Origin of the sequence: Methanolobus zinderi (assembly GCF_013388255.1) — an archaeon.
Taxonomy (GTDB): domain Archaea; phylum Halobacteriota; class Methanosarcinia; order Methanosarcinales; family Methanosarcinaceae; genus Methanolobus; species Methanolobus zinderi.
In genome coordinates this window covers 2,276,130-2,302,081 of record NZ_CP058215.1, presented here as the reverse complement: position 1 = coordinate 2,302,081, position 25,952 = coordinate 2,276,130, and the positions used below count along the sequence as shown (strand labels likewise).

The following is a 25,952-nucleotide window of genomic DNA, read 5'->3' as shown; positions in this document are numbered from 1 at the left end:
TAAAAAAACAGTTTTGCATAGCTTCGCGTGCTTGCTGATAATATACTAATTCTAAAAAAGAAAAAAGAGGCTGGTTTGCTTAAACCAGCTTGTTGATCGGGTGGTCCTCGTCCATTATTTCAAGGCCGAGTTCCTTTGCAGTCTCTGCAAGCATAATGTCAACCATTGCAGTTGCAGGGAACACTTTGTCGGTGTTCTCGATAGGACCGAAGAGCTGGAAGTTCGATCCGATTATCTGTGACACAAGGTTTGTGCCGATATCGGTTGGCATGTAGATTGCCTGTCTCTGCTCTTTTGTCTCGAACTGCTTCTTGTATGTCTTCATCCAGTCCCATGCAGATGCCATGTTGTGGTATCCACCGCCAACAGGCAGTCCGAAGTGTCCTTTGATGGCAATAACTGATCTCATGGACGCACCGGAACCTGCTCCGAGTGGGGTTGCTGCTACATCGACAAGTGGCTTTGTGATGCCACATTCCTTTGCGATCTCAAGCATACCCTTCTCCTGTCCGGTACCACCGGTCTCAAGGATCTCGAGCTTACCTTTTACGCTTGGGTCTGTTGCGTTGAACGCGAGGACGATTGAACTGTCTATGTCACTGTCTGCAATAGCCTGTATTTCGTCTGCGTGAACACTGGCGTTGATTGAGTTGTAGATAGCTCTGTCAGCAACACCTATCTCTGTTACGTACTCTGCTGCAGCTGCACGAACATCACCGGCTGAAGAGTCGATAAGGAATGGTGTCTTATCATCTACTTCAATGAACCAGTCAATATACTTCTTGATAGCTTCCGGTGTCTCTCCGACGATCTGGTTTACGATTGGGTTTCCTGTAACTTCTCCCATGTCAACCATTCCCTGCCAGAGATTGTTTGCGGCCTCTACATCGAAGACACCCTTGTCTTCATCAGTCACGATCTTGTGCCTGTTGTAGAACATCGTTCCTATAAGTACTGTCGGATATTGTCCTGGCTGGCCACCAAATTTGACCCCGCCTACCTCGAATACTTCTTGTTTCTTATCAAATCTGAACATATGAATACCTCTTTTTAGATGTTGAGCATAGGTGCGAGGAACAGAAGGTATAACAGGAACATAATGATCCCGGCTACTGCTCCGTATAAAATTCCTATGTCTCTTCCTACCTTTTTACCAATGCGCTGAGCAACTTCACTGTTTACGAACTCGATCTTCTCATCAATATTGTTGAGTTTCTCAAGTACCTCATTGAAATCTGCAGGGTCTACGACTACGCTTGGTATCTTGTCGCTTGCTTCACTCATTTTAGATCACGCTCCAGATGAACATCGGGAGTATGATTACCATCACTATGACGAAGACAAATCCTGCAATAAAACCGCTTACGCCGGCTGCAGATACTCCTGAATCAAGTTTCTGGTTCCTTGCGATAAGTTGAGCCCTGTAACGGATGTCTTCAACCACGGCTTCGATGGGTCCCATATTTGGCTCGATTACCATCGGGACTCCCTTTCCATATTCTTCTTCTGCCATGTTAGTTACCTCCGAACAACAACATTCCAAGCAGTGTAAGGGTAATGGCAAGTCCGATCATTATTCCTTCAACCTTGCCTGCATGTACTCCTGAGTGGAACTTGTTCAGGTTACCGATACTCATCATTTCCTTTTCGATTTCCAGGATCCTGCTCCTGACGGTTGCCAGTTCTGCTGCCATTGGCTTGAGTCCGCCGACTTCTTCTTCTTCAGCGCCTCCTTCACCAACTTCAATGACCATCGGGTCAGCATCAAAGGCATCAGCATCCTTGGATGCATATTCCTTGATCTTGGCAACGATGGCATCCATATCTTCAGTGCCGATGAAATCAACTATTTCGACCTGTTCCTGGAATCTCTTGATAGCTTCCTCGTTGAGGTTTTCAATGTAGGGGATCGCACCGGTTGCACCGACGATCCTGTTGTCCTTTACACCGTTCTGGTGAAGGGCAACGAATGCCTGTCCGGTAATGTGACCTTTAACCTCCGCTCCGGTAACTATAAAGTATCTGATGTTCGGGTTAGCTATGATGTGTGCAACTACTTTCTCGGCACCCAGGTTCTCTGTCTTACATGGACCTGTGATTGCCGCGCCGGCTTCAAGTTGAGGACCGGCAGGAAGGTGTGAACCACACGTAATAACAGCTACACTGTCCTGGATATTTCCGACATCATACTCACCTTTGAGTATTGGCCAGCCCGGGGCAGCATCTCTTTTTGTTGCCATTTTACATCACTCCTAATGCGCCCATAACAAGAAGCAGCAATCCTGCAACTCCAAGACCCACAATTATTCCGTAGAACGCATTTCCGTAGAAACCTGCACTAAGTGCTGTGGTCTCACGTCCCGGGAATGAGCTCTTTAATTGCATGTCGGGTGAAAGGGAGTTTATAAGATCGTCTGCTATCAAGTCAAGTTCGTCAAGCTGTGCCATAATAGGATCCATTGAATAGGATATTACGTCTTCTCTCTCCTCTGCGAGGAAAGAAGTAAGGGGATCCAGCACGAGATGTGCTTCCGGGGCTACGTGAACCATGCTCATTCCAATTCCTCCTTAGAAGGTAAGAGCCCTGAACCTGTTACCTTGAATGCATCTCTCTTTACACGCTTGTAGAATTCTGAGAAAGCAACATACCATATGATCAATCCGACAAGGATTGTAAGGGTTGCTGATGCTCCATCATTGACACTTGCTACTACTCCTGCAACGACCATTGCAATAGCACCTTTCTCAAAGGCAGTTGCAAGTGTACGATCCTGTTTCTCGTCAGGACCAAGGTTTGCATTGAACGGGTGCAGAATTCCAAGACCACCGGCAATGAAGATCACTGCTATGTATCCGGTTGCGATTACACCGGTCAAAACTTCATCGAACATGAATGTGCCAACCATGGCAGTGCTAAGACCAATGATTGTGATGGTACCGGCTGTTGCTATCTCTGTCATGGACTGTTCCATGATAGGTATGCCCATATTGAGTACCTTGTTTGCCAGGACACCAATGATCAATCCGATGACGGCTGCAGCTATTACTGCAACAACAGGTCCTGCTATGCCACCGACTGCAAGTCCGAAGGTAGCTGCTACAACACCAGTTCCAAGTGCCAGCATACCAATAGAAGGTACACCGGTACCAAGACCGTAGCTTGCAACCCTTCTGACCGCTGCGGCGCCCCATACGATACCACAGATGGCACCAAGGCCGCCGAGGAAGGACATGTATCCTCCTGGTATCATGCTGTCAAGGAAATAGGCTGCGTATATTAAAACAAGTCCGCCAACTGCGCCAAAGGCAATTATGTTGTTCTGGGGGATTCCGCCATGGGCTTCTCCACCAGCTCCTCCTGCTGACATATTACAGACCTCCTATTGCGAGTACTCCCATTATCGCAGCAAAGAATGTTGCAACAAGGGATGCAATTACAGCTTTAGGGAACTTCTTGAACTTGGGGTCATGGAAACCTTCGATGGTTCCGCCGATGTTGTATGATGGGATTACAGCATTCACAAAGAAAATACCTACTGCGAAGATGCTTGCAATTCCTACAAGATCGCTAGCAGCGAGCCCGTTCTCAATGGTGAGAAGTGAGTCATATATCAAAGCTCCTCCAAGTCCTCCGAGTGCACCACCAATGACACCACTTACATAGGATACTGTTGGCAATGCGTGTCCTTCTGTACCCTGGGATACATAGAGGTCCTGTCTGTCTTTTGTGATCGGGTCGTATTTGACCTTTGCAGATGCAGGTGGACAACCGACACCGTAGACGTATACCCACTGTCCTACGATCATTGTAACGGCTATCATTATCATGGCACCTACAGCACCTGCTGCAAGAACGAGAGCAAGGTTGTCAGTGACATTCATCATTGCACCGGCGGTAACAAGTCCTGTGAGACCTGCACCGGCTGCAAGCTGTACAGTACCGGTTCCGATACCGGTTGCCTGTGCCATAGCTGCGGGAGCACCGCCGACGGGGACGAAGTGAACGCTCCAGGAAATAAGTACTCCGCCAAGCGTTATAAGAATTATATTCAAAAAGTTAGCTGTTAAGATTCCAACTATATCGATCAAGCTGCCACCTCTGCTTCTTCATCTTCTTTATAAGGTCCATATGCCTTGCGGGCAGCTACCTCAATGTTCCTGTTCCAGAGTATCAGTATAAGCACGATAATTGCTCCTGCAATGACCGATGCCCAGCCGAATGCGTCACCTCTTGTTTCATCAAACAATACGGTGGTCCATCCGCTAAGGAATACCGTCATACCGAAGGCAATTCCTGTAACCGGTCCTCCGAACTTGGCACAGAACCATGAGTTATCAATACCGTTCCTGAGTCCGGATTCTCCTTTCCTCACGATGTTACCTGAGTTTGCAGCGTTGAGTCCGGATCCGAATTCTACATTCTGGAATTCACGTTCTGCACCATAGTGTACATCACCGGTTGATGATCCTATTGCACCAACTGTGATTCCCCAAATGAATGCCAACAGTGGCAGTGGGAACGGGTGTCCGAGAACAGCTATCATGAGGTATGATACCACAAGTATACTGAACGTTGTGATAAAGGCATATCCCATTATAACTGGAGTGTGTGATCTTATAATATCTAGATAAATTGGTTGTTTGAAACGTTTCTGACTTGCCGATCTGCCAAAATGAGATGAGACTGAGTAAGTACCGTGTACTGCTGCTGCGAGAATAGCTCCAATTGTTAATGCAAGAACAACAGATGCACCGGTGCTCATCAGAACAGAAGCAGTTGTACCACCGATAGCACACATAAGTGCATTTGAGGGTGGTTCGCCAGATACGGCTTTATTGAATATCCTGTGTGGATACATCATCTGGGGCGCTAATTGCACCTGTGAGTTCGGGTTACTCTGAGAACCTACGTCTGATTCGAGGTCTTCAGAAGCGCCTGCAATAGTTGCAGCTGCTCCGATCAGTGCCATTACGCCCATGCCTGTGAGCGGTTCCATTCACATTTCCTCCTTTTTTTGTTAATTTATGCGTAAATCGTGCCAAAATCATAATAACTTCTTTTCAATTAGATGTTTTTTATCATAATTGATATGGCGTAGACTAACGTCAGGTGGTTTGCATTATATTAAATACTTATTAAACCTTTCGAATGAATGCAGCTAAAAAACGGTATTTATAAGTGAGTTAATAAGATCGGGCAAGCAAAAATAAATATATTTATCCAATTATTTTTATTTCGGAAAAATGAAGAAATTATTCCCTGCGGACAAGGTTAAGTATATATATGTCCGGCCTGGGCTTCTTCCCGCTTCCCCTGGCAAAATCCATGTAGCATCTGTCGCAGAGTACACGTGAATTGAGTGATGCCAGTTCGGGAGTGCCCGGTATGAGCCTTGCAAAAAGGAATGATGGCTCGACTTCCAGTTCAAGGGATGTTTCTTTAAAGTATTTTGTGATGTGCTCTTCGAAGATCTCCAGGTCGTCAACCTGCAGTCCGCGGGTGTTTATCGTCATTCCATGGCATCCGCACGGAAGGGCAAAGGCATCTGCTTCTATGAGAAAGACTGGTTTTGCAAGCAGTTCACGTAATCTGTTTTCAAGTACACTCCGGTTCTTTGAGATTTTTTCTATTAGGTTCATGTTGTTCCACCTGTACTTTTCAGGGGCTGAAGTGTTTGCTCAGTACCGTCCGTTGAGTAAACCTGTACGATCTTCTCGATCAGTCTTTTGCAGTATCCGCACTTAGAGCAGTTCTTATCGCATCGTTTCCATTGCTCGAGAGCATTTCCTAGCTCTTTGTTAGGTATGTAGAACAGATCTCTGATATCCTTAGGACAGTCAAGAAGGTCCATCAGATTCCCATCATAACTTTCCTGGATATATGCTTGGACGTTGTTCAGTATCCAGTTTGGAAAATGGGTCCTTCCGCCTATTTTGAATGTGTCTGTGATATGTTTGTATTCTTTGATATCCTCGGGACGTATCCAGGGTGATTTTACCAATTGCTGGGGATCGTTTATCCTGAGTGACAGGCACTTATAATAATAGTAATCGTCAAGCACGTTCAGTTTCGGTCCGGGTCCGTTGGCATGGGAGAAGAAATTGAAATGTGCATATCTGAAGGGACACTGGTACAGACAACCTTCGTTGACCAGCAGTTTCAGATTACATGATACTGATTCTCTGATAGCCTCAAGTTTTGAGAAGTCCCTGTTGACCGCCGGGTCCACAACGATCGTATCGGCACCCATACCCTCATAGAATTCAGCCTTCTGGGGTGAATCAACAAAGGAGAGAACCGATACCACAATTTCCATATCGTAGTCCTTTGCAAGCATTTCCACAAAATAGGGTTCGGCAACTGTTATGGAATCAATACCGATATCATTGAGCCTGTCAAAGTACCATTTGACCTTATTGAATCCCTGGGGTGTCAGATGCTGTCCGCCCATACATGAGCTGTTGAGCACGATTTCCATTTTCACGCCCTTCTCATGGGCAAATTCTGTCTGCTCCTGTATCTCCTCCAACCCGGGTGCGCTCAGGTTCGTCCTTCCGGTTCCCACATAATCAGGGGTTCCGGCCATATATACTGCATAAATGTCCTGGGACCCTGACAGGAGATCCTCCAGCCCTTCCATATGTCCCACATGAGGTACGTAAAGCTTCATTTATTGCTTGAAAGCTTTAGTTCAGATAAAGATTTTGGTGAGGCTAAACCAAAAGTATATTATATTGCACTGGTTTCACTTTTGTATATGATATTAGGTGCCTCATCCTTTGCCGGAAGTCTGCCGGAGATCGCATCCGAAGTGCAGTCAGTAGAACTTTACATGCCAAAACTTGGTGTTTACAGGAACTCGGTACTTCAGAAAGACCTGCTGGAGAATATACTTGATGAGCTGTCCACACTGGATCTGCACACTTCGATCCATGCTCCCTATTTTGCAGATGTGCCTACCTACCCGAAGGATGTTGTGGTTGATTCTGCGGATATGGATAAGAGGAGTTTCAGGCTCATGGAAGAATCCATAGAACTTGCAGGACGTCTGGGCTCAGGAGCTGTTGTACTGCATCCGGGCAGGATCAATGGTAACTATGAAAGGGCTTTTTCCGGAATGATCGAAAACCTAAGATCACTCGCAAAGAAGGCATCAGATTATGGTGTGATGCTGGGTCTTGAAAATAAGGAAGGCACAGATCCCGGAAATCTGTGTACTGAAGTAGGGGAGCAGATAAAGGCCATAGAAGAAGTGAATTCCGATAATCTGGGTGCAACGCTTGATATCGGACATGCCAACCTGACCTGTGGAGGAGACATGTTAAAACTGCGTGAATTTGCCCGCAAACTTGCTCCTTACATAGTACATGTGCATGTGCACGACAATATGGGTGTCTGGTCTGAAAACTATGATGGTGACGAACATATGGCACCGGGTGATGGAATCATCGATTATGATGTGCTAAAAGAGATAAAGGGTTACAAAGGCATCTTCAACATGGAAGTGTTTTCCATGGAGGACGTTGCAAAAGGCAGGGCAACGCTGTCAGATGCTGTTCTGTATAGTAGATGAAGCACTCTTCAGGGTAGTTTATAACTTGGGGGTACCACGAGCACTAGCACCTCAGAGCTCTGCAGGACCTTTTCGGTAACCGTACCAACCAGTTTCTTAATTCCGTTCTTTCCCTGCGTTCCCATTACGATCCTGTCTACATTGAGTTCTTTTGCGACCTCAACTATTTTCTCGGGAGCGCTGCCGTCAACGGTCTTTGTCTCTATGCGCTCTTCCTCACATCCCACTTCAAGCAGGATTTCCCTGAGTTCCTGAAGAACGCTTTCAGCACCCTCCTTGCGCCATGTCTTTCTGGTAAATCCTTTGTCATCCACTACATGAAGTAATATCAGATGATAGTCGTGTTTTCTTGCGATCCTGGCTGCGACCCGGGCAGCATTTTCGGCATAGGCCGAACCATCTGTAGGGATCAGTATCTTCATCGCTTTAGGATAATGCTGCGCTATTATTAAATATTTGGATTTGCTTCTATTGTGTAGTATAGTGGCTGCAATACCAACTAAAGACATCAATATGGAAGCTTAGTATGAACAAATATCGCAAATTCAAAAAGATGGACAACAAGAGTTATTCTGACGTCACCCGCTTTCTAAAACAAACAACTCATCTTACTGGGCGTGAATGGGTGACCGCAAGATTATGTGCGGACTTCAAGAACCTGTCCAACCAGTCTGAAATGACATGGATAGGTGAAAAACTTCCGGAACTCGTACCCTTCATGGACGAGACCTATACCCGGCAGGAGGTTTCCAACGCACGTGCATCCTTCAAGAAAAAAGTTCAGCGCAGCGGAACAACATTCTTCTACGCCTACTATGCCGGGCTGATAACACAGGAAGAAATGTTGAATCTCATTCACAAAATGGTCAAGGATATTAAACAATTAATGGACACCGAAGGCAGTGAGATTCCCGAGGAACATGCCACCGAGGTCCAGTTGCTGATCGCTGATGTCCTGCGCAGGATCAATGAGTCCCTGGATGAGGATTATTAGATTTTCTCTCAAGATACATCAGGTATCTTTCAAGCATCCTCATTTCTATCTTTCTCAGATATCTTGCCTGGACCTTTGATACATATAGCGTATTGCCTCCTATCTCAATTATGAGATCCGTGTCCTTCGGAGTGCTGTACTCAATAGGGTAAATAACAGGTCCTCCGCAGGTTGTACACACTCTGAAGTCCCTCCCGGCATCTTTTATGAAATTCTCTACTGCTTTTTCGACTTCAATCTCTCTTGGAGTATCTATCATGGGTCTAAAGCAGTACTTTATATACTTAAGATTTATCGTTCCCGGATCTAAACTGATTTTCCCAAGCAAATTTAAATTGAATGAATTCCAATCTATGCTCCATGTTGATGAAGGAAAAGGGAAAACTCGTTATCTGGCCTGCATATATTGACAGAAACAAGTCAAGAAGCAAGGGGCGCATAATCTCACGAAAGACATCCATTAAAGAGCCGACAGTCAAGGAAATTAATCTTGCGGCTGAAAAACTGGGACTCAACCCGGAAATAGAAGCCGATAAAGCCTACCCAAAATCCTGGTGGGAATCCAGTGGCAGGGTTCTTATAGACGATACTGCTCCTAAGACTGTTCTGTCCAGAAAGATATCTTCTAAGATTAAAGAAATACGTGGGCAATAAACTTCCACGTTTTACAATTTATATACTAAATCAAGGTGCGAAGTATCAGAAAAGATATGAAATGGACTCTCAGGGAAGAGGCCACATTCCAAAGTAAGAACTCAATACGAGTATTGACAGGCCTATCACTATGCCTGAAACGATAACGGTCTTCGGATCAACGTGTATTGCTCTTTTGTCGGCCTCATAATAACGCATAAGACCTGCGGATGACATAAGTCCGCTGCCGCCTGATTTCTTTTTTGCCATGTTATCTCCGTATAGTTTATTATCACTAATATATCGGTGTTTTCTTAATTATTTGTTGCCCTTCATGTACTTAATCGTTTAAAAGATTGTGCCTTCACACAATGACCTCGTCAAGCAGGAAGGGTGGATGAAATACTCCTTTCTCTGTGATAACAGCGGTCACATTCTCCATGGGTGTGGCATCGAATGCCGGATTGTACACTTTCACGTCCGCAGGGGCGATCTGCACATCCTTAAAGAAGCGTAGCTCATCTGCATCCCTCTGCTCGATGGTAACAGTATCTTCCCAGTTGTCGGGATCGAAGGTTGATATCGGGGCTGCCACATAAAATGGGATCTCATGCTCTTTTGCGAGCACCGAGTGAGTATAGGTTCCTATCTTGTTGAATACCGCATCTCCTGTGATCCTGTCGGCACCCACTATGACCTTATCAACCATTCCCTTGCTCATGACGTGCCCTGACATTGAATCACTTATAAGTCTCACATCTATATTGTCCTGCATAAGCTCCCAGGTAGTGATCCTGCCACCCTGGTTCAGGGGTCTTGTTTCACAGGCAATGACATTGATATCCTTGCCTGCTTCAACCGCAGAACGGATCACCCCAAGTGCGGTACCCCAATCTACACATGCCAGCCTTCCGGCATTGCAGTGTGTCATCACAGTGTCCCCGTCTTCCAGCAGCTTTGCTCCATGCTTCCCGAGCTTTTTGTTTGTCTCCACATCTTCGTCAGCTATGTTCTTTGCTTCGGCAAGTACAATGTCCTTGATGCCATCAACATCATATGCATCCGAGATCGCATTGATGGTCCTGTCCACTCCCCACGCAAGATTTACCGCAGTGGGTCGGGTAGCCTTGATTGTCTTTGCCGCTACCTTCAGGTCTCTTGTCAGACCATCCATATCATCCGCACTGCTCAGTTCTGCTGCAAGAGCTATTCCGAAGGCTCCGGCAGCCCCTAGTGCGGGTGCTCCTCTTACGCGCAGGGATCTGATCGCCTCACAGAGCGAAGCAAGTGTCTTACATTCGATCACCCTGTACTCCACAGGAAGGAGCGTCTGGTCTATCATAACTATAGAATTTGATTCGTCATTCCAGTCTATGGTTCTCATGATATCTATCTGAATTAAAGTCCTGCCTGGGATAAAAATGTGAAGGTTGGTATGGTTAATGCAGATGCTTGTTCACTTTATCTCAACGGCCATAGCTAAGATTGGTTAAAAACGCATTGTTACTGGGTATTGTGAGTTCAAAAAAGGATAAAATGAAAAATAAATAATAGTTTCAATGTGGTGTATGACCTTTCTTGACTACAAATTCATGATCCCTGTATGCCCAGTATATTCCGCTTATTCCGGATACTATCATCAAGAAGGCAATCGACCATACAAGTATAGTTGCACCGAGATAGACATTGAAGATGAACAGCAGACCTATGAGAATACTGGCAACACCAAGTATGCCTGTTCCCCATCCGTCACCTGCAAAGGCAGCGATCAGAACTAAAATTCCCATACTAAGCCCCAGTATTCCAATAATAAGTGCCAGAGTTGCCGGTACTATAACAGATGCCTGAAGCGGATGTTGCAGGACAAGTATGCCGGCGACTATCCCTATTATTCCTGAAAATAGTTTCCAGCCCCATTGTGAACTGTCAAGGAATATACCGAATATCATGAATATTCCCTGTATCAACCACCAAAGACCAACAAGTAACATAATTACAGATAGTGTAGCCCCAGGCCAGCTAAGCAGCAAAATGCCGAATATAAGCGAGGCGATTCCTCCCAGCAATAATGCCTGGCTATTTACCGAATCCAGATCGTATATGTTTGACATTTATTTCCCCCATTATCGTCCTTTGTGTGCCATTGTATCAATGACCACAGTAATTGCAAGAATAAGCAGGGCGTCCTCACCGTCGTGCACATCCACACCATATGTATCACGGACACGGAACCATTTTTTAGAAACCTCTCCGATGACCCGGCCATTTCTCATGATCTTATATTCATGGTTCAGGATATTGCCCTTAGCCGTCAGATCCTCGCCGTCTGTAACGGAGACCTTCCAGCGGTCACGCAGCGGTGTGATAAGTGCATTATGAACCTTTGCAACAGTATGGCCATCACTCTCGATCTCCATGGTATCGCGTATACGTGCCACTTTCTCCTGTATCTTGTAGATATCATTACCATCAAGATCCTGGAACTTCAGTGTCTTGCGCAAGCGAAGTACCTTGTTCTCGATTCGGAATGCTCTGTTACCGTGTTCATCCTCTATAAAAAAGCGGTCCCCAATTGTAAAAAAACGCTGGAGGACTTTGAATCGTGTGCCGAGGTGCTCTCCTTCCCCGGTGGCTTCAGGTGTGGCTCTGCTTCTGAGCACACCAGGGCCTCCAGACCTTTCCCTTCTTCTCCTGAGCATTGAAACCCCTTTACAGCAGATTTCTATCTGCTATATTGATTATCTGATGCAGGCATCTAAGCTGCATGGGCGTTTTAATGCATTTTAATATCTTTTGGGAAGGCATATAAAAGCGTAAGAAACTTTAGTATGGATGAAATCAGGCCTGTGTATATAATAATTCTGAATATGAACTGGATGTACTATGCTCTGATATATTCTGTTTTCTCTATTGTGGCACATCTATCGGTTAATTCGGACTAAAGTTTCCTGCAATGATTTAAATCCGGATATTAATTTCTTTTATGGGCCTAAAAGGTGATTTTCGATGGATACAAGTTCAATTGCCAGATCAATTCCTTCTTTGTATTTCATAGTACTTTTCACCGGATACGGGCCCGGTTTAGTTAAACAAGACTATTCAATAAGTGGGGTTAGTTTATGATAAAGCGATTGATAATACTGTTTATAATACTGTTTGTTATGTTCATGGCTATGGGATGTACGTCAACAGATACCGAGGACCAGCCAGTAGATAATGATACCGGGGCAAATCAGACTGAACAGGAAGATATGAATATAGAAGAGAGCGCTCAGGCTGTAAGAGATACGGAACTGCGGATCAGGGGCATCGAGGTAAATGAGATCAGCAGGGATGTGGTCGATCTGACTTTGACCTTTGCTGTATATAATCCCGGGGATACTACGGTGGAACTTGAAAGAATGGAATATGATATCTACGCTAACGATGTGAGAATGGGAGAGGGGACCTTTGAGGAACCTATTGAGATACCACCGGATGAAGAAATAGAAACGACAACAAACTTTGTAGGATCAGTTTCAACAGCACCGGCAGCAATCCTCGGTGCCGTGACGGAAGGGGAAGTTGTATGGACCATGGAAGGGACCATGTTCTTTAATACGGAATCAGGAACAGTTGAGCAGTCATTTTCCAGAGAATTCCAGAGGGGAGAGGAACAATAAAATCCTTTCTTTTAAAGAGTGTAAGGGAGTGGAATGAATGGAAAATAGGCCGATAGGTGTGACGATCCTGGCAATCCTGGCCGGGATCTTATTTGTATTGAACGTTATCATAACACTTCGTTTTCTGGGCTTTTTGCCTTTTATAGGCCCTCTGGACATACGTACTTTCAATCTGTGGTACGCTCTGCTCTACGGCCTGCTGGCATATATCTGGTTCTGGGTAGCCAGGATGCTCTGGGAGGTAGATCCACAGGGGTGGATGTTCGTTGCTTTTCTCTCAGTCATGAACCTGAGCTTCGATTTCATTATACTGATTACAGGCGGCTCGTGGTATGATGTGAACGCCTCGGTGATACTGAATGCCCTGGTCCTGATCTACGTTATGTTGCCAGGTACCAAGGAGGCTTTCGGGACTGACTGAAGTTTACATGGACGATGATTAATACTACTGAATTGCGATACGTAACTAAGTGTCAAAAAGTCTAAACTTGCAGAATATAAACAACTAATGGGGATTTGGGTTTTGGCTTGTCTGAATGAACTGGGTTTTGATTCTCAGTTGATTCAGGTGCATACCGGGTAGGAGGGTTTGCTATGATGAAGAAATGGTCGGTGCTGATCACACTTTCAATGGCGATGTTCATTATTGTGATCGACACAACGATAATGAACGTGTCCATATCGGCTTTGATCGAAGATCTGGACACCACTGTAAGCGGTATCCAGGGAGCTATCTCGATCTATGCACTTGTCATGGCATCGTTCATACTCATCGGTGGTAAACTGGGTGACATTCTGGGCAAGAAGAGGACATTTCTGATTGGTACGATACTTTTCGGTATAGGCACTTTCACTGCTTCCATAAGTCAGGGACTGGGCACATTACTGATAGGCTGGTCTGTTATCGAAGGTCTGGGATCAGCACTGATGCTGCCCAATATACAGACCCTGCTGAGGGACGAATATCAGGGAAAGGATCTGGCTTTTGCCTATAGCATAGTCAGTGCTATCGGTGCTGTGGGAGCGGCTGTAGGTCCAATCGTGGGTGGTTACCTGACAACATTTCATACCTGGCGCTGGGCTTTCCTGCTAGAGGTGCTGGTAGTGGTCTCGGTGCTGGTGCTTAGCAGAAGCATCAAGGCAGATCTGCCGATGGAAGGAAAGCCGAAGTTTGATTTTGCAGGCTCATTCCTGTCCGTTCTGAGCCTTTTCTCCATTGTCCTGGGAATTCTATTGGGACAGGTCTACGGATTCTGGCTTGCCAAGCAGCCTTTTGTGATCGGACCTTTTGAAATCGCTCCTTTTGGCCTTTCCATTACCCCTGTCCTTATCGGACTTGGAATATTATTGCTGATGTTGCTTTTCAGGTGGGAAAAGCGGCAGGAGGGGACCGGTGGCGATGGCCTGTTCAAACCTTCGCTCTTCAATGTACCCGGCCTTTTCCCCGGATTTTTTGTCCGTAGTCTTCAGATGGGCCTTACTGCTGCCTTTCTCTTTACCTTCCCACTGCTACTGCAGCTTACCTTCGAGTTCACTGCAATGCAGACGGGCTTTGCACTTCTTCCCCTGTCGGCAGCAGTATTGGTGGCTGCCATAGTAGGGGCCAGACTGACAGCCAGGTTCATAGCAAAGCGCATCATCCAGGCAGGATTTTTGCTGATCATCTTTGGTCTTGGGATCGTGGCAGCAACTGTGAAACCGGATGTACAGCCATCGGACCTGAGCTATGGGGTTGTGTTCGGTGCAGGTATAGGACTGGTGACTTCCCAGATCTTGAACCTCATTTACTCCTCGGTCGACGAGCACGAGACTCCTGAAACCGCAGGTATTACCGGCACCTTCGAACAGCTTGGCAACTCCATAGGTGTAGCTCTGGTGGGTACTATAATGATTGGTACTCTGATGACAGGTCTGACGGTAAGTATAGAGGACAGCACTGCGATTCCACAGCAATATAAACCGGAACTCAACGCGGCTGTACAGGATGGTGTACAACTGGTCTCGGACACCCAGATACAGAACTGGCTGCAAACAACAGATGCGGATGCAGAACTAAAAGCAGAGATCATGGATATTTATGCTGCTGACCGGACCCAGGCCTTTAAGGTAGGGATAGCTTTCCTGATCTTCCTGGCCCTGGTGGGGCTGGTGTCAACGGTTGGCCTGTCGGACAGGAAGCTGGTGGAAAAATAAACGAAACAGTGAGTCTTTACTGAAGATGATGCGAAACTGTCCTCTTTACTCATCTTTCTTAGTATACGTTCAAAATGGATTAGTATGAACCATCCAGAACTAAAGTAATAGATGCTCAACTGGGGTTAGGATCTTGAATTTTGGCAAATGGGGATTTATCATAACTCCAGATGTAAACAGAACTGCCATCTAAATAGTAAGGAGTGAAATCAATGAGTAAGGAAACGATAAACGAGGGACAAGGTGCTGAAAGTGTGGGTATGTTTGTAGCTGCCTACGTAGAAGAGATGGGTGCAGACCATGCTTTAGATAGTTTGAAGCAGTCCAAAAAGCACGGCGGCTTTTACTACGATGATGCTGCCGTGGTGCGTCACGATGCCAAAGGAAAAGTACACATCAAAGAGACGGAAGATATGAGTACCGGCAAAGGTGTCGGGATTGGCACCCTGATCGGCGGCGTTATCGGTCTGTTGGGGGGACCGGCAGGTGTGGTCGTTGGTGCCGGTGCGGGTGCCGTAGTAGGTGGTGCCGCAGCTCATCATGATGCCGGCTTTGACAACAAATCTCTAAAGGAGATCGGTACCTCTCTACCTTCCGGCACTTCGGCCCTTGTTGTTACAACCAGCAAGAAATTTGTTGAAGAGGTGCGCAAGCATACTCCTAAAACGGAGACACTTACGATGGCCAAGGAAATTTCCCACGAGATCAGTGACCATCTGGCCGCCCGCAAGGATGTATTGCTGGCTATGGATCTGACCATGGATGGAATAGCGGCTAGCGAGGTTGTTTCCTCTCCTGAGGAAGTTGAAGTATTTGGCATCGCTGTCTCTGAGGAGGAAGCAGTTGCCGGTGCGGGTGAGGTCACATCAGAGGGTGCTGTGGAATTCGCTGCTGTCTCTACAGGGGAAACGAAGAAAAAGGAATAGAATGACTAAGAGAATTAAGCCTGGCCATTGATGGCGATTTGCAATATCCGGGCTGGCTCCCCTGCCGGGAAAGCCAGTTCTCAGGAAAAACGGACAAGAAATAGTCACCCTATTCTGGTTCTTTTACCTTTTCTTCGCTTTTGCTTGGACCCAGCAACATTCCCAAACTCTTTGTCTCCTCAAAACTATCGAGTATAGATTTAACAGCCATCGTGAGAGGAACTGAGATCAGTGCTCCGGCAGGTCCCAGCACGAAGGCCCAGTAGACCAGAGATATGAATACAACTGAAGAATAAAGTTCCAGTCCCCTTCCTGCAAGTGAGGGGAAAATCACATTCTCAGCAAGCGTATTCACAACCGTAATGATTGCAATAACGATAAGGGCTGCCACAGGACCATACTGCATCAGTGCAAGGAATACAGGTGGAATGGATGCCAGGAAAAGACCGATATAGGGTATATAGCTGAATATGATTATGACTAAAGCCCAGAATATTGCGAATTCGATCCTTCCCAGAAGAAGTATAATTCCAATACCCACTCCTGTGATTACATTCGTTTCGGTTCTTATCATAACGTAATCCATGAGACTTTTACCGAAACCACCCAGATTCTTCAGAACTAAAGACCGTTCTTCTGCCTCCTCAAATATCTTTTCCGGAACTTCTAGAGAATCCAGGAGCAGGAATCCTGTTGTAACTATGATAAGTACTATTCCGGTAGTAGCGTTTATGGCTCCTCCTAGGATATTTAAGGCAACACTTATCAGAGATCCTGTAATACTGCGCAGAAAAGCACCAAGGGAGAAATCTGCAGATAGCGGGATAAAACCGGTAAGCTGACTTATGTAGATGTCCAGTTGACTTTCATACACTGGGATACGTGAATTTAGCTGGACTATACTGATGACTGTCAATAGGCCAACAAATAGCACAATCAGTATAAAGAAAAATATAACTATTCCAACACTAACCGTATTTGGTACTCCTTTTCTTTGAAGCCATCTAACAAGAGGAGCAAAGATCATTGCTCCAAATATTGCAAAGATAAAAGGTGACAGGATCGAGGCTATTTCCCTCATTCCAAGTGTCACCAGTATAAAACCTACAAACACCAGAAACATAGTTATTGGTGCTGAGAATGTGTTATTTCCCATTCATTCACTTCCTATATTCTCTATGGTGTATTGTAATACCATTCTAATCGATGTTCTCGCTGGATTCCGTCCCTGTCGTGTCGGTAGCTCCTCAACTTCTGATTAATTTCTCCCCACTCGCTTCATTTATAAAATTTCAGGAATTGTAATCCGGGCAACTCGTAAGTCGTCTCTATACTTTCTAGTTAAGTACTGCTGATACCCTCCTGGAGCTTTTCCATCACCCTGTCTATGGTGAAGCTGGCTGCCTTCTGGCGTGGCGGGAACTCCACGAAGCTTGATAAAAAGTCGCCAACGATGCTTTGGGCCGGTACCAGGAGAAAAGCGTGGTCAAGCATCCAGTCATAATATGTATTGGATGTCATGTCTGCGCGTTCATATGGATCTGTGCGCAGGTTGAAGATCTTCGGGACACGCAGCGGTATGAAAGGCTCGGCCCACACCTGCAGGGTGCCGATAGCACGCTGCTCCATGAACACCATTTTCCAGTTGTCATACCTTACCGCAACCAGGTCCCCGTCGTCTGAGAAGTAGAAGAAATCAATACGTGGGGATTTTTTCTCCCTGCCTGTCAGATAGGGTAGGAGGTTGTGACCGTCGAGATACACCTTGAAGTTCTTCTGCCCTACTTTGTATCCTTTCTTTAGCTTCTCTCTTATATCCGTAACCTCTGCCACGGCAAGGAATGTGGGCAACCAGTCTGTATGACTGACAATTCCGTTGGATACCACGCCTGCAGGAATCCTGCCTGGCCAGCGCACGACCTCAGGAACGCGGAAGGCACCCTCCCAGTTTGAATTCTTCTCGCAGCGGAAAGGAGTCATAGCCCCGTCAGGCCAGGAATTCATATGAGGTCCGTTGTCCGTGCTGTACATGACGATGGTGTCCTCGGCAATACCCAGTTCGTCAAGCAGATCAAGCATCATGCCCACCTGCCTGTCATGTTCTATCATCGCATCGTGATACTCTGACTGCCAGCGTCCTGCACGTCCCCGGATCTCTTCAGGAATATGGACCCTGAAATGCATCCACGTGGTATTGAGCCAGACAAAGAAAGGCTTACCGGCTTCCTTCTGGCGTTTGATGAAATCAATGGCAGCATCTATGAACTCAAGATCCACCTTTTCCATACGTTTTCTTGTCAGCGGTCCCGTGTCCTCTATTATCTGTTTGCCCACACGTCCCCACCGTGGGTCCTCTGTAGGATCGTCCTCATCGGTGGCCAAGGAATGTATCACTCCTCTGGGTCCGTATCTTTCCCTGAACTGAGGAAAATCCTCCTCTGGCGGATAATCGGGCAGTTCAGGCTCCTCCTCGGCATTCAGGTGGTAGAGATTCCCGAAGAATTCGTCAAAACCATGGACAGTTGGCAGGTATTCATTCCTGTCGCCGAAATGGTTCTTTCCGAATTGTCCTGTGGCATAACCCTCTGCCTTCAGCAGTTCGGCAATGGTTGGGTCTTCATGCTGGAGTCCTGTCTTAGCTCCGGGCAGCCCCACCTTGCTCAGCCCTGTCCTGAAAGGACTCTGGCCGGTAATAAATGATGCACGTCCGGCTGTGCAGCTCTGCTCCCCGTAGGAGTCCGTGAATCTCATGCCCTCATCGGCTATGCGATCTATGTTCGGTGTTCTGTACCCCATTAATCCGTCGCTGTAGCAACTGAGATTGCTGATACCTATGTCATCTCCCCAGATGACCAGTATGTTTTGTTTCTTTTCTCCCATTGTCAAATCCCCGTGATTAATTGTTCACTGTCGATATGTTTCTGGCTCCGCCTCTCTGAATTCTATTGCTTCTTTTGAAATTTTTACATTCGGGCTGCTACCCTTGCGACCATGGCAGCGTTTGAACTTGAGCCCGCTGCCACACGGACAGGGCTCGTTGCGTCCGACCTTATGGAATCCCTTCTTCTGAACAATCTTCTCTCTGGACAGGATACGCATGACCTCCGAAGCCGGATATCCACGTTGCATCAATGAGACCATTGTTTGCATGGGTCGGTCGATATGATGAAAAAAAGCTTTCCAGCCATCACAGAGGTAGTTCAGTTTCCGCTCGCTGTCAGGAATTTTCAGGAAGCGGTTCTTCGGACATCCGCCATGGCAGGCAAAGTATACATCACATTCCCGGCATTTTTTGGGAAGTAACTTATTTTTATTCCTTCCGAAGCTGTATTGCTTCTCAGATGCCACTAACCTGGAAAGTTCGGTATTTGTGATGTTGCCCAGCAGGTAGTCCGGCTCAACGAAATGGTCGCATGAGTAGAGATCACCGTTGTGTTCCAGGGCAACTCCCATTCCGCATGTCTCATCGAAGACGCACATACCTGAAGAAGGCAGCCCCATCCAGCTTCGTGCTGCGGCCTCGAATGTCTGGACAAATATCTTTCCTACATCGTTGTTGACCCACTCGTCAAATATGCTGGTAAGGAAGTTTCCAAGCTGTTCAGGTCTTACGGAACGATCCGTCACTCTGTCTCCTTTCTGGCATAGTGTACTTCCATCACTGTTGATGCGCTCCACTATAGGAATGAACTGTATCCAGCTCGTTTTTGCTTCATCCCGCAGAAAACGGTAGACTTCCAGCGGATGGTCAGCATTGGCACGGTTGATTGTTGTCAGGATGTTATATTCTACACCGTATTTCTGCAGGAGGCGCAGTCCTTGCATGGCACTGTCAAAGGTCCCCTGTGCTGCTCTGTTCACCCTGTAGGCATCGTGCATTTCGCGTGGACCGTCTATGCTGATTCCGATAAGGAAGTTATTCTTCCTGAAGAAGCGGCACCATTCGTCATTAAGCAACGTGCCGTTGGTCTGCATGGTATTCTCGAATTTCATGCCGGGCCTGCGGTACTTTTCCTGCAGCTCGATTGCATAGCGGTAAAAGTCGATGCCCATAAGTGCAGGTTCTCCACCCTGCCATGCCACGGTCACCTGAGGACTGCGATGTGCTTCGATGAGCTGCCTGATATAGCTTTCAAGCACCTCTTCCGACATGCGGAAATCGCTGCCCGGATAAAGTGTCTCCTTGCTCAGGAAGAAGCAGTATTTGCAGGCCAGGTTGCAGACTGCTCCTGTAGGCTTGGCAAGCACATGAATGCGGGGAGGAAGATGGTTATTTGTCATTCAATATTTCCTCCATGTGTAGAGTTCAATGGTTCAACAAAAACCCCTTCCTCTTTCAGGCGGTGTACTGTCTGTACAACGACTGCAGTCAACGGCACGGCCAGTACCATGGCGAGTACTCCTCCCACAATGCCGGCTGCGATGGTGACAAGAAAAACGGCCAACGGGTGCATTTTGAGGGTTGCTCCAAGGACCCAGGAATTTATTGCATTCTGCAGAGCTCCATTGGATATGGTAACTGCCACCGCAATTATCAGTGCCGCTTCGGGTCCTCCTGAACCAAAGGCAATGATAACAGCAAAAGCCCCACCAATGAATGCTCCTATGTATGGTATAAATGAAGTAAAGAAGTAAAGGATCAGAATTGAGCTCACCAGGGGGACATTGAGGTAGATTAGGGGAATTGCAACCACGATCGCGGTTATTGCTGCAGTAATAGCAGTGCCCCGGAAATAGAGGCGTATTGAACGGCTTGTGTCAGCAATGATAGCTGCTCCGGTTTCGGGTTTTAAGTTTAATTGCCTTGACATCCACAGATCTATTTCAGGTCCGTCCCGCAGGATGAAAAAGAGGATGAAAATACTGAAATAAGCTCCTATCAGGAATGTCACAATACCTGAAAAGGTATTGGTCAGAAGTCCTACGATTCCCTGGCCAAGTGCAGGTATGGCAGTATGGACCGTGACGCTGATAGACTCTAATATCCCTTCGTCTATCTCAAACTGCATCAACCAGGCTTGAAGGCCTGTCCATCCTGCCTGTATCTGGGTTACTATCTCTGCTCCCTGATAAACAAAACCTCTTACCAGGATGATCAAAAGGATGACAATACCCACTAATATGAAAAGCATCGTCAGTACCGTGCCAGTGTTGCGATTAACATGCTGTTGCTCCAGTATGTCTACAAGCGGTCTGAAAACAATCCCTATAACTACCGCCACGAGCAGAGGGACAATTATTCCGCTCACTGTTGCAACAATACTCAGTATGGTGCTTGCAGCGAGAAAGATCCCAAGGAGGAGCCAGCTTACGACGCCTGCACGGCGCAACCAGTATGGTGCGCTCCTGACAAAGTCACTTTTATATGGTATGTCGCTAATGCAATTCCTCCCTGAATAGATACTGATCTCTCGTCTGCCCCGGTCCTTGAGTTCTGTCCTTACTGCCTGGCCAGGGCTGCGCGTATCTCAGCTTCGTGATCTTCTATCCTGTCACCGCTGACGTCCACAATAACACGGTGGATTGTACCTGTGAAAGCAAAAGGTGCCTTGTAACTATCAGTGACAGTTGATCCGGAATCCTGTCCTATTGCCAGTCCTCCTCCCAGACCTATCATGTTCGGCATGGTGACAGGTATCTCTGCCTTACCGGCCTGCTCTTCATTGAAGTAGAGCGTGCCTGTTCCAGGTGTTCCTTTTCCACTTGAGAGATCTGGTTTACCTACAGGTTCGAACTGGTAACTTAATATTACACGACCCTCAGGTACATTTTTTTCAGATACCACATGCAGTTCCTTAACCCCTACATAATTGTGGATATAGTGTAGTTTACCGTCCTTAACGAACAGTGTATAGCCCCCTGTCCTTCCACCATGGCGCAACAATACTCCTTCAGCTCCTCCTTTTGGAATGTCGACCATGGCAGCTATAACATGCGGACGGTTGAGCACCCTGGCAGCAGCATTCTCAGGTACCTCCTGGGTACCCGGGTAGTAAACGTAACGGCTGCGGTCTTTGGAAATCTGTGGCCTCTGGGCAGCGAACCGTGCTACAGTTGATCCGTCGATCGGCAGCACATTGTACTTGCCTGCTTCCACATACCACTGGTTAATAAGCTCTTGGAGTATCTCAGGATACTGGTCAGCTAAATCATTGCTTTCCGTAAAATCCTCTGAAATATTGTACAGCTCCCAGCCATTGCTGTCCCGCTCCCTGAGCATTTGCTCAGTAATGGGATCGCCGAATTTGTAACCGGTCTCATCTGCAGCTTTCCTGAAACTCGGACCCGGATATGGACAGACAGCCCTCCATCCGTTGTGGTAGATGGAACGATGCCCGAACATCTCAAAATATTGTGTATTGCGCTTGCCTTCTGCTTTTGCATCATTAAATGTATTGGCAAAACTCATTCCCTCAATAGGAGACTGTGCAACACCTCTAATCTCCTCAGGAGGTTCTATTCCAAGAATTTCGAGAACTGTGGGTACCATGTCTACTACATGGGCATACTGTGTACGTACTTCTCCTCTGGCTTTGATGCCTTCCGGCCAGTGGGCAATGAAAGCGTCACTTGTACCGCCCCTGTAGGTCTCCCGTTTCCAGCGTTTGAAAGGAGTATCACCTGCCCATGTCCATCCCCATGGATAATGGTTGAAGTGCCTGGGACCACCAAGCTCATCAAGGGCTGCCAAATTGTCTTCAAGTGACTCCGGTACATTATTGAAGAAGCGGTTCTCATTTACCGAACCTGTAGGACCACCTTCCGCACTGGCACCATTATCGGATATTACCATTATCAGGGTGTTGTCCATCTCTTCTATGTTTTCCAGAAAATCAAGAAGCCTGCCGATCTGGTGGTCTGTATGCTCTAGGAAACCGGCAAATACCTCCATCATGCGAGCATACAGTTTCTTTTCTTCAGCTGAGCACTTATCCCACTCGGGAACATCGGGATCATGGTAGGGAAGTTCGGAATTCTCCGGGATTATTCCCATCTCTTTTTGCCTGGCAAATACCTTTTCACGATATGCTTCCCATCCGTCATCGAACACTCCCTTGTATCTGTCTGCATATTCCTTTGGAGTGTGATGTGGTGCATGCATGGCACCCGTGGCAAAGTACATGAAGAATGGTTTATCGGGTGCCACCTGTTTTGCATCGGCGATGAAATGTATGGCCCTGTCAGCCAGATCCTCTGTAAGATGGTAGCCTTTCTCAGCTGTCTTTTCAGGTTCTACCTGATGATTATCGTATACAAGATCTGGATAATATTGGTGTGTGTCTCCTCCAAGGAAACCATAATATCGCTCAAAACCACGACCTGTGGGCCAGCGGTCATATGGTCCGGCTGCACTCATCTGTTCGGCAGGTGTCAGATGCCATTTTCCAACACAATAGGTGTTGTAACCATGCAGCTGCAATATCTCAGACAAAAATCCGTTCTCGAAGGGAATATAGCAATCATATCCCGGGTATCCTGTGGATGTTTCCATGATACTGGCCACGTGGTTACTGTGATGGTTGCGACCTGTAAGGATACAGGAACGTGATGGCGAGCAAAGGGCTGTAGTGTGCATGTTATTGTACAAAAGACCGTTTGATGCCAGTTTATCCAGATTTGGTGTATTGATGGGACTTCCATAGCATCCCAGCTGCCCGTATCCTGTGTCGTCCAGCACTATAAACAGAACATTTGGCGCATCTTTCCTGGCTCTTAATGGTTCCGGCCAGGCAGGATCAGATTCTCCCACCGTTAGTCCTATCTTGCCGGGGAATGTAGTTCCGGGTTTATATTCTTCCATGATGTACCTCTCCTTTAACTTTTATACTCCTGGAATGTCCCGGCCTGAAAAAATGATAAAAAGAAAAGGACTTCAGATTGCTTTCCGGATGTTTTCTAAAGAAGCCGTTTTTGTCTCAATTCTCTTTCTCCTCTCTATAATAACAGGCCTTCTGGAAGTAATCCTGAAGTATGTTTATGATCTTCACTTATTCTTCTTCTGCAAAGGCTTCACGAAGCTTTTCTTCCTGTTCCTTGGTAAGGTTGGATGCGATAAGTTCAAATTTGTGATCTTTCATGGCATCAACGACCTTGTCCATAACAGCACCGCTGGTCATCAGGAAAAGTGCTGATGTGCCTTCTGTCACCTTGCTTCTGACAGATTTAATGAAATCATCACTGATACCCACATCTGCCATGGAACCTGCCAGTGCACCCATGGCTGCCCCGAAGGCCATTCCCAGGAACGGGACAAAGAATAGTATCCCAAAGAGCATTCCCCAGAATGCACCGCTTAAAGCACCCGCCCCTGTCATACTGGTAAGTTGTTCTGTCTTTGGTTTCTTCTTGCCTTCAGGCCAGCTCACTATCGCTGCATCATGCAACGTGATCAGTTGTTGCTTGTTCAGATCTTCTATCACCTCAAGAGCTTTCTCTGCTCCGTCCGATTCTTCAAATTTAAGGACGGTTAAAGTTGTCATTGCCATATTCCTTCCTCCTGTAGTTTCACAATTTCATTTCCTGTTTCCGTGTAAATTCAGTCCCATATGCCTGAATCTTGATATGAATTTCTTTTTTATGCTTCTGCTTCTGTTGCACTTTCAGCTATGTCCAGTGCTGCTGTATCCATTAGTCCCGCTTTGACCAGTGCCTCAATAGCTTCTATGGTCTCAGATTCATCTATTATACCGGCCACAACCAGGTTTCTCACTGCTTCGGCAACAGCTGCGGTTTTTACCAGCTGTATTTCTGACGCGCTTTTTGATGTTCCTTCAATTACGGCTTCCTTTAACTCCTCGGCTGTGTCAATGGTGGAAAGAACGTCAAGCAGGGCGGCACCTTTTACGGCTTCCGATAACTCTATTGCAGCTTCAGCTTCTGCAATCGCTTCAGCCTCCTTGCCGATCATCAGTGTTGCTTCCGAACTGAGAAATCCCTGAGCAAGAACATGTCCTCCTGCCTCGACTATGGCATGTTTGAGGCCTGATGCCCATACATGTTCTATGAGTAAAATACCGGCTGAAGTGCCGGGTTCTATCCGGTCCACAACATCAAGTATGTCTTTTATTGCAAGTCCGTAGCTGTTTTCAACAGATACCTCCCCGCCTGGACTCTCCGTATCTTTCATGCCAAGCATGCTGCCTATCAGATTGCCCAGTTCCACTTCCTCCTCAGGTGTGAGGTCGGTATCTTCGATGGTAAGTATGTTCCCTTCTTCATCCTTCATTACAAAAAGCATATCCAGGAGTCTGATCACCCCTCTGCTGCGTATCTCATCCAGTTCACGCAGGATATCTCCCTTGAACCTCTCGTTATTTTCAAAGCCGACAGCAAGTAGCTGTATAGGTCCTAACATATTATCCCTCTTAACCCCTTTAACGTCCTTCATGTGCCATGGTATCAATGACCGCAGTTATGGCAAGGATCAGTGCCGCATCTTCTCCTTCACGCACGTCAACTCCGTATGTGTCGCGTACGCGGAACCACTTTTTAGAAACTTCCCCGATTACCTGGCCATTTCTCATGATCTTATATTCATGGTTCAGGATATTGCCCTTGGCTTTCAGGTCTTCACCATCCGTAATGGAGATGCTCCAGCGGTCCCGAAGTGGTGTGATCATGGCGTTGTGAACCTTAGCTACAGTGTGGCCATCCTTCTCGATCTCCATGGTGTCACGTATACGTGCCACTTTCTCCTGTATCTTGTAGATATCATTACCATCAAGATCCTGGAACTTCAGCGTCTTGCGTAAACGAAGCACCTTGTTCTCTATTCTGAATATCCGGTTTCCATTTTCATCCTCAATAAAAAAACGATCACCAATTGTAAAAAAGCGCTGGCGCATTTTGAACCGTGTGCCAATGCCTTGTTCTTCTGCGGTAGCTGCAGGGGCACCTCTGCTTCGAAGTGGTCCTGGCCTGCCGGCTCCTTCTCTTCTTCTTAACATTGAAATTCTCCCCACCTTGCATA

Annotated in this window: 31 protein-coding genes; 7 read left to right on the top strand and 24 right to left on the bottom strand. The window is 46.7% G+C overall.

Annotation, left to right across the window (positions count from 1 at the left end):
- Nucleotides 1-79: 79 nt before the first annotated feature.
- From mtrH to HWN40_RS11250, 10 genes are all read right to left on the bottom strand, one after another.
- The gene (mtrH, locus tag HWN40_RS11295; RefSeq protein ID WP_176965827.1) at nucleotides 80-1,036 is read right to left on the bottom strand and encodes a tetrahydromethanopterin S-methyltransferase subunit H; all 957 of its coding nucleotides are present in this window, start codon (nucleotides 1,034-1,036) and stop codon (nucleotides 80-82) included.
- Nucleotides 1,037-1,050: 14 nt separating this feature from the next.
- On the bottom strand, nucleotides 1,051-1,284 hold the full coding sequence (mtrG, locus tag HWN40_RS11290; protein ID WP_176965826.1) for a tetrahydromethanopterin S-methyltransferase subunit MtrG: 234 nt from the start codon (nucleotides 1,282-1,284) through the stop codon (nucleotides 1,051-1,053).
- 1 nt (nucleotide 1,285) lies between these two features.
- On the bottom strand, nucleotides 1,286-1,513 hold the full coding sequence (locus HWN40_RS11285) for a tetrahydromethanopterin S-methyltransferase subunit F (RefSeq protein ID WP_176965825.1): 228 nt from the start codon (nucleotides 1,511-1,513) through the stop codon (nucleotides 1,286-1,288).
- Nucleotide 1,514: 1 nt separating this feature from the next.
- Nucleotides 1,515-2,240 (bottom strand): tetrahydromethanopterin S-methyltransferase subunit A, encoded by a 726-nt coding sequence (gene mtrA / locus HWN40_RS11280; RefSeq protein ID WP_176965824.1) that lies wholly within the window; start codon nucleotides 2,238-2,240, stop codon nucleotides 1,515-1,517.
- A gap of 1 nt (nucleotide 2,241) precedes the next feature.
- Entirely contained in the window at nucleotides 2,242-2,556 is a 315-nt protein-coding gene (locus HWN40_RS11275; RefSeq protein ID WP_176965823.1) for a tetrahydromethanopterin S-methyltransferase subunit B, read from the bottom strand.
- The gene (gene mtrC, locus HWN40_RS11270) at nucleotides 2,553-3,368 is read right to left on the bottom strand and encodes a tetrahydromethanopterin S-methyltransferase subunit MtrC (RefSeq protein ID WP_176965822.1); all 816 of its coding nucleotides are present in this window, start codon (nucleotides 3,366-3,368) and stop codon (nucleotides 2,553-2,555) included. The genes HWN40_RS11275 and mtrC overlap by 4 nt, the downstream gene beginning before the upstream one ends.
- A gap of 1 nt (nucleotide 3,369) precedes the next feature.
- Nucleotides 3,370-4,080: a tetrahydromethanopterin S-methyltransferase subunit D gene (gene mtrD, locus HWN40_RS11265; protein ID WP_176966399.1), complete on the bottom strand. Its 711-nt coding sequence runs from the start codon at nucleotides 4,078-4,080 to the stop codon at nucleotides 3,370-3,372.
- A 5-nt stretch (nucleotides 4,081-4,085) separates the two neighbouring features.
- Nucleotides 4,086-4,997 (bottom strand): tetrahydromethanopterin S-methyltransferase subunit E, encoded by a 912-nt coding sequence (mtrE, locus tag HWN40_RS11260; protein ID WP_176965821.1) that lies wholly within the window; start codon nucleotides 4,995-4,997, stop codon nucleotides 4,086-4,088.
- Nucleotides 4,998-5,253: 256 nt separating this feature from the next.
- Nucleotides 5,254-5,640, bottom strand: a complete 387-nt coding sequence (locus HWN40_RS11255; protein ID WP_176965820.1) for a DUF5402 family protein — start codon at nucleotides 5,638-5,640, stop codon at nucleotides 5,254-5,256.
- Complete coding sequence (locus tag HWN40_RS11250; protein ID WP_246275910.1) at nucleotides 5,637-6,671, bottom strand: peptidase U32 family protein; 1,035 nt, start codon at nucleotides 6,669-6,671, stop codon at nucleotides 5,637-5,639. The genes HWN40_RS11255 and HWN40_RS11250 overlap by 4 nt, the downstream gene beginning before the upstream one ends.
- Nucleotides 6,672-6,758: 87 nt before the next feature.
- Here HWN40_RS11250 and HWN40_RS11245 point away from each other — a divergent pair, with 87 nt between their 5' ends.
- Nucleotides 6,759-7,574 carry a sugar phosphate isomerase/epimerase family protein gene (locus HWN40_RS11245; RefSeq protein WP_176965819.1) on the top strand — a complete coding sequence of 272 codons (816 nt, stop codon included), beginning with the start codon at nucleotides 6,759-6,761 and terminating at the stop codon, nucleotides 7,572-7,574.
- Nucleotides 7,575-7,582: 8 nt separating this feature from the next.
- On the opposite strand, the gene HWN40_RS11240 is transcribed toward HWN40_RS11245, so the two are convergent.
- Nucleotides 7,583-7,996: a universal stress protein gene (locus tag HWN40_RS11240; RefSeq protein WP_176965818.1), complete on the bottom strand. Its 414-nt coding sequence runs from the start codon at nucleotides 7,994-7,996 to the stop codon at nucleotides 7,583-7,585.
- A 104-nt stretch (nucleotides 7,997-8,100) separates the two neighbouring features.
- On the opposite strand from HWN40_RS11240, the gene HWN40_RS11235 reads away from it, so the two are divergent.
- Entirely contained in the window at nucleotides 8,101-8,568 is a 468-nt protein-coding gene (locus tag HWN40_RS11235; protein ID WP_176965817.1) for a DUF5806 family protein, read from the top strand.
- Here the strand turns inward: HWN40_RS11235 and HWN40_RS11230 are convergent.
- On the bottom strand, nucleotides 8,540-8,827 hold the full coding sequence (locus HWN40_RS11230; protein ID WP_176965816.1) for a hypothetical protein: 288 nt from the start codon (nucleotides 8,825-8,827) through the stop codon (nucleotides 8,540-8,542). The genes HWN40_RS11235 and HWN40_RS11230 overlap by 29 nt on opposite strands.
- Before the next feature lie 107 nt (nucleotides 8,828-8,934).
- Here HWN40_RS11230 and HWN40_RS11225 point away from each other — a divergent pair, with 107 nt between their 5' ends.
- Nucleotides 8,935-9,222 carry a signal recognition particle protein Srp19 gene (locus HWN40_RS11225; RefSeq protein WP_176966397.1) on the top strand — a complete coding sequence of 96 codons (288 nt, stop codon included), beginning with the start codon at nucleotides 8,935-8,937 and terminating at the stop codon, nucleotides 9,220-9,222.
- A gap of 69 nt (nucleotides 9,223-9,291) precedes the next feature.
- Here the strand turns inward: HWN40_RS11225 and HWN40_RS11220 are convergent, their stop codons facing one another.
- From HWN40_RS11220 to HWN40_RS11205, 4 genes are all read right to left on the bottom strand, one after another.
- Complete coding sequence (locus HWN40_RS11220; protein WP_176965815.1) at nucleotides 9,292-9,471, bottom strand: preprotein translocase subunit Sec61beta; 180 nt, start codon at nucleotides 9,469-9,471, stop codon at nucleotides 9,292-9,294.
- Nucleotides 9,472-9,565: 94 nt separating this feature from the next.
- The gene (locus tag HWN40_RS11215) at nucleotides 9,566-10,585 is read right to left on the bottom strand and encodes an S-methyl-5-thioribose-1-phosphate isomerase (RefSeq protein WP_176965814.1); all 1,020 of its coding nucleotides are present in this window, start codon (nucleotides 10,583-10,585) and stop codon (nucleotides 9,566-9,568) included.
- Between the two features lie 172 nt (nucleotides 10,586-10,757).
- A complete protein-coding gene (locus HWN40_RS11210; RefSeq protein WP_176965813.1) occupies nucleotides 10,758-11,312 on the bottom strand; it encodes an HdeD family acid-resistance protein in 555 nt (184 codons plus the stop codon).
- 12 nt (nucleotides 11,313-11,324) lie between these two features.
- Nucleotides 11,325-11,900 carry an LURP-one-related/scramblase family protein gene (locus HWN40_RS11205; protein ID WP_176965812.1) on the bottom strand — a complete coding sequence of 192 codons (576 nt, stop codon included), beginning with the start codon at nucleotides 11,898-11,900 and terminating at the stop codon, nucleotides 11,325-11,327.
- Nucleotides 11,901-12,320: 420 nt separating this feature from the next.
- On the opposite strand from HWN40_RS11205, the gene HWN40_RS11200 reads away from it, so the two are divergent.
- The 4 genes from HWN40_RS11200 to HWN40_RS11185 all read left to right on the top strand — a co-directional run bounded on the left by HWN40_RS11200 (nucleotide 12,321) and on the right by HWN40_RS11185 (nucleotide 15,982).
- Nucleotides 12,321-12,863 carry an LEA/WHy family protein gene (locus tag HWN40_RS11200; protein WP_176965811.1) on the top strand — a complete coding sequence of 181 codons (543 nt, stop codon included), beginning with the start codon at nucleotides 12,321-12,323 and terminating at the stop codon, nucleotides 12,861-12,863.
- A gap of 37 nt (nucleotides 12,864-12,900) precedes the next feature.
- The gene (locus tag HWN40_RS11195) at nucleotides 12,901-13,284 is read left to right on the top strand and encodes a hypothetical protein (protein WP_176965810.1); all 384 of its coding nucleotides are present in this window, start codon (nucleotides 12,901-12,903) and stop codon (nucleotides 13,282-13,284) included.
- Between the two features lie 173 nt (nucleotides 13,285-13,457).
- On the top strand, nucleotides 13,458-15,056 hold the full coding sequence (locus tag HWN40_RS11190) for an MFS transporter (protein ID WP_176965809.1): 1,599 nt from the start codon (nucleotides 13,458-13,460) through the stop codon (nucleotides 15,054-15,056).
- Between the two features lie 212 nt (nucleotides 15,057-15,268).
- Nucleotides 15,269-15,982 carry a DUF1269 domain-containing protein gene (locus HWN40_RS11185; protein ID WP_176965808.1) on the top strand — a complete coding sequence of 238 codons (714 nt, stop codon included), beginning with the start codon at nucleotides 15,269-15,271 and terminating at the stop codon, nucleotides 15,980-15,982.
- A 109-nt stretch (nucleotides 15,983-16,091) separates the two neighbouring features.
- Here the strand turns inward: HWN40_RS11185 and HWN40_RS11180 are convergent, their stop codons facing one another.
- The 8 genes from HWN40_RS11180 to HWN40_RS11145 form a co-directional block, all read right to left on the bottom strand.
- Nucleotides 16,092-17,138, bottom strand: a complete 1,047-nt coding sequence (locus HWN40_RS11180) for an AI-2E family transporter (protein ID WP_176965807.1) — start codon at nucleotides 17,136-17,138, stop codon at nucleotides 16,092-16,094.
- 185 nt (nucleotides 17,139-17,323) lie between these two features.
- Entirely contained in the window at nucleotides 17,324-18,862 is a 1,539-nt protein-coding gene (locus tag HWN40_RS11175; protein ID WP_176965806.1) for an arylsulfatase, read from the bottom strand.
- 24 nt (nucleotides 18,863-18,886) lie between these two features.
- Nucleotides 18,887-20,263: an anaerobic sulfatase maturase gene (locus HWN40_RS11170; protein WP_176965805.1), complete on the bottom strand. Its 1,377-nt coding sequence runs from the start codon at nucleotides 20,261-20,263 to the stop codon at nucleotides 18,887-18,889.
- A complete protein-coding gene (locus HWN40_RS11165; protein WP_176965804.1) occupies nucleotides 20,260-21,312 on the bottom strand; it encodes an AI-2E family transporter in 1,053 nt (350 codons plus the stop codon). The genes HWN40_RS11170 and HWN40_RS11165 overlap by 4 nt, the downstream gene beginning before the upstream one ends.
- 110 nt (nucleotides 21,313-21,422) lie before the next feature.
- A complete protein-coding gene (locus HWN40_RS11160; protein ID WP_176965803.1) occupies nucleotides 21,423-23,783 on the bottom strand; it encodes an arylsulfatase in 2,361 nt (786 codons plus the stop codon).
- 187 nt (nucleotides 23,784-23,970) lie between these two features.
- Nucleotides 23,971-24,468 carry a DUF1269 domain-containing protein gene (locus tag HWN40_RS11155; RefSeq protein WP_246275909.1) on the bottom strand — a complete coding sequence of 166 codons (498 nt, stop codon included), beginning with the start codon at nucleotides 24,466-24,468 and terminating at the stop codon, nucleotides 23,971-23,973.
- An 89-nt stretch (nucleotides 24,469-24,557) separates the two neighbouring features.
- Complete coding sequence (locus HWN40_RS11150) at nucleotides 24,558-25,337, bottom strand: hypothetical protein (RefSeq protein ID WP_176965802.1); 780 nt, start codon at nucleotides 25,335-25,337, stop codon at nucleotides 24,558-24,560.
- 19 nt (nucleotides 25,338-25,356) lie between these two features.
- A complete protein-coding gene (locus tag HWN40_RS11145; protein ID WP_176965801.1) occupies nucleotides 25,357-25,929 on the bottom strand; it encodes an LURP-one-related/scramblase family protein in 573 nt (190 codons plus the stop codon).
- Nucleotides 25,930-25,952 lie beyond the last annotated feature (23 nt).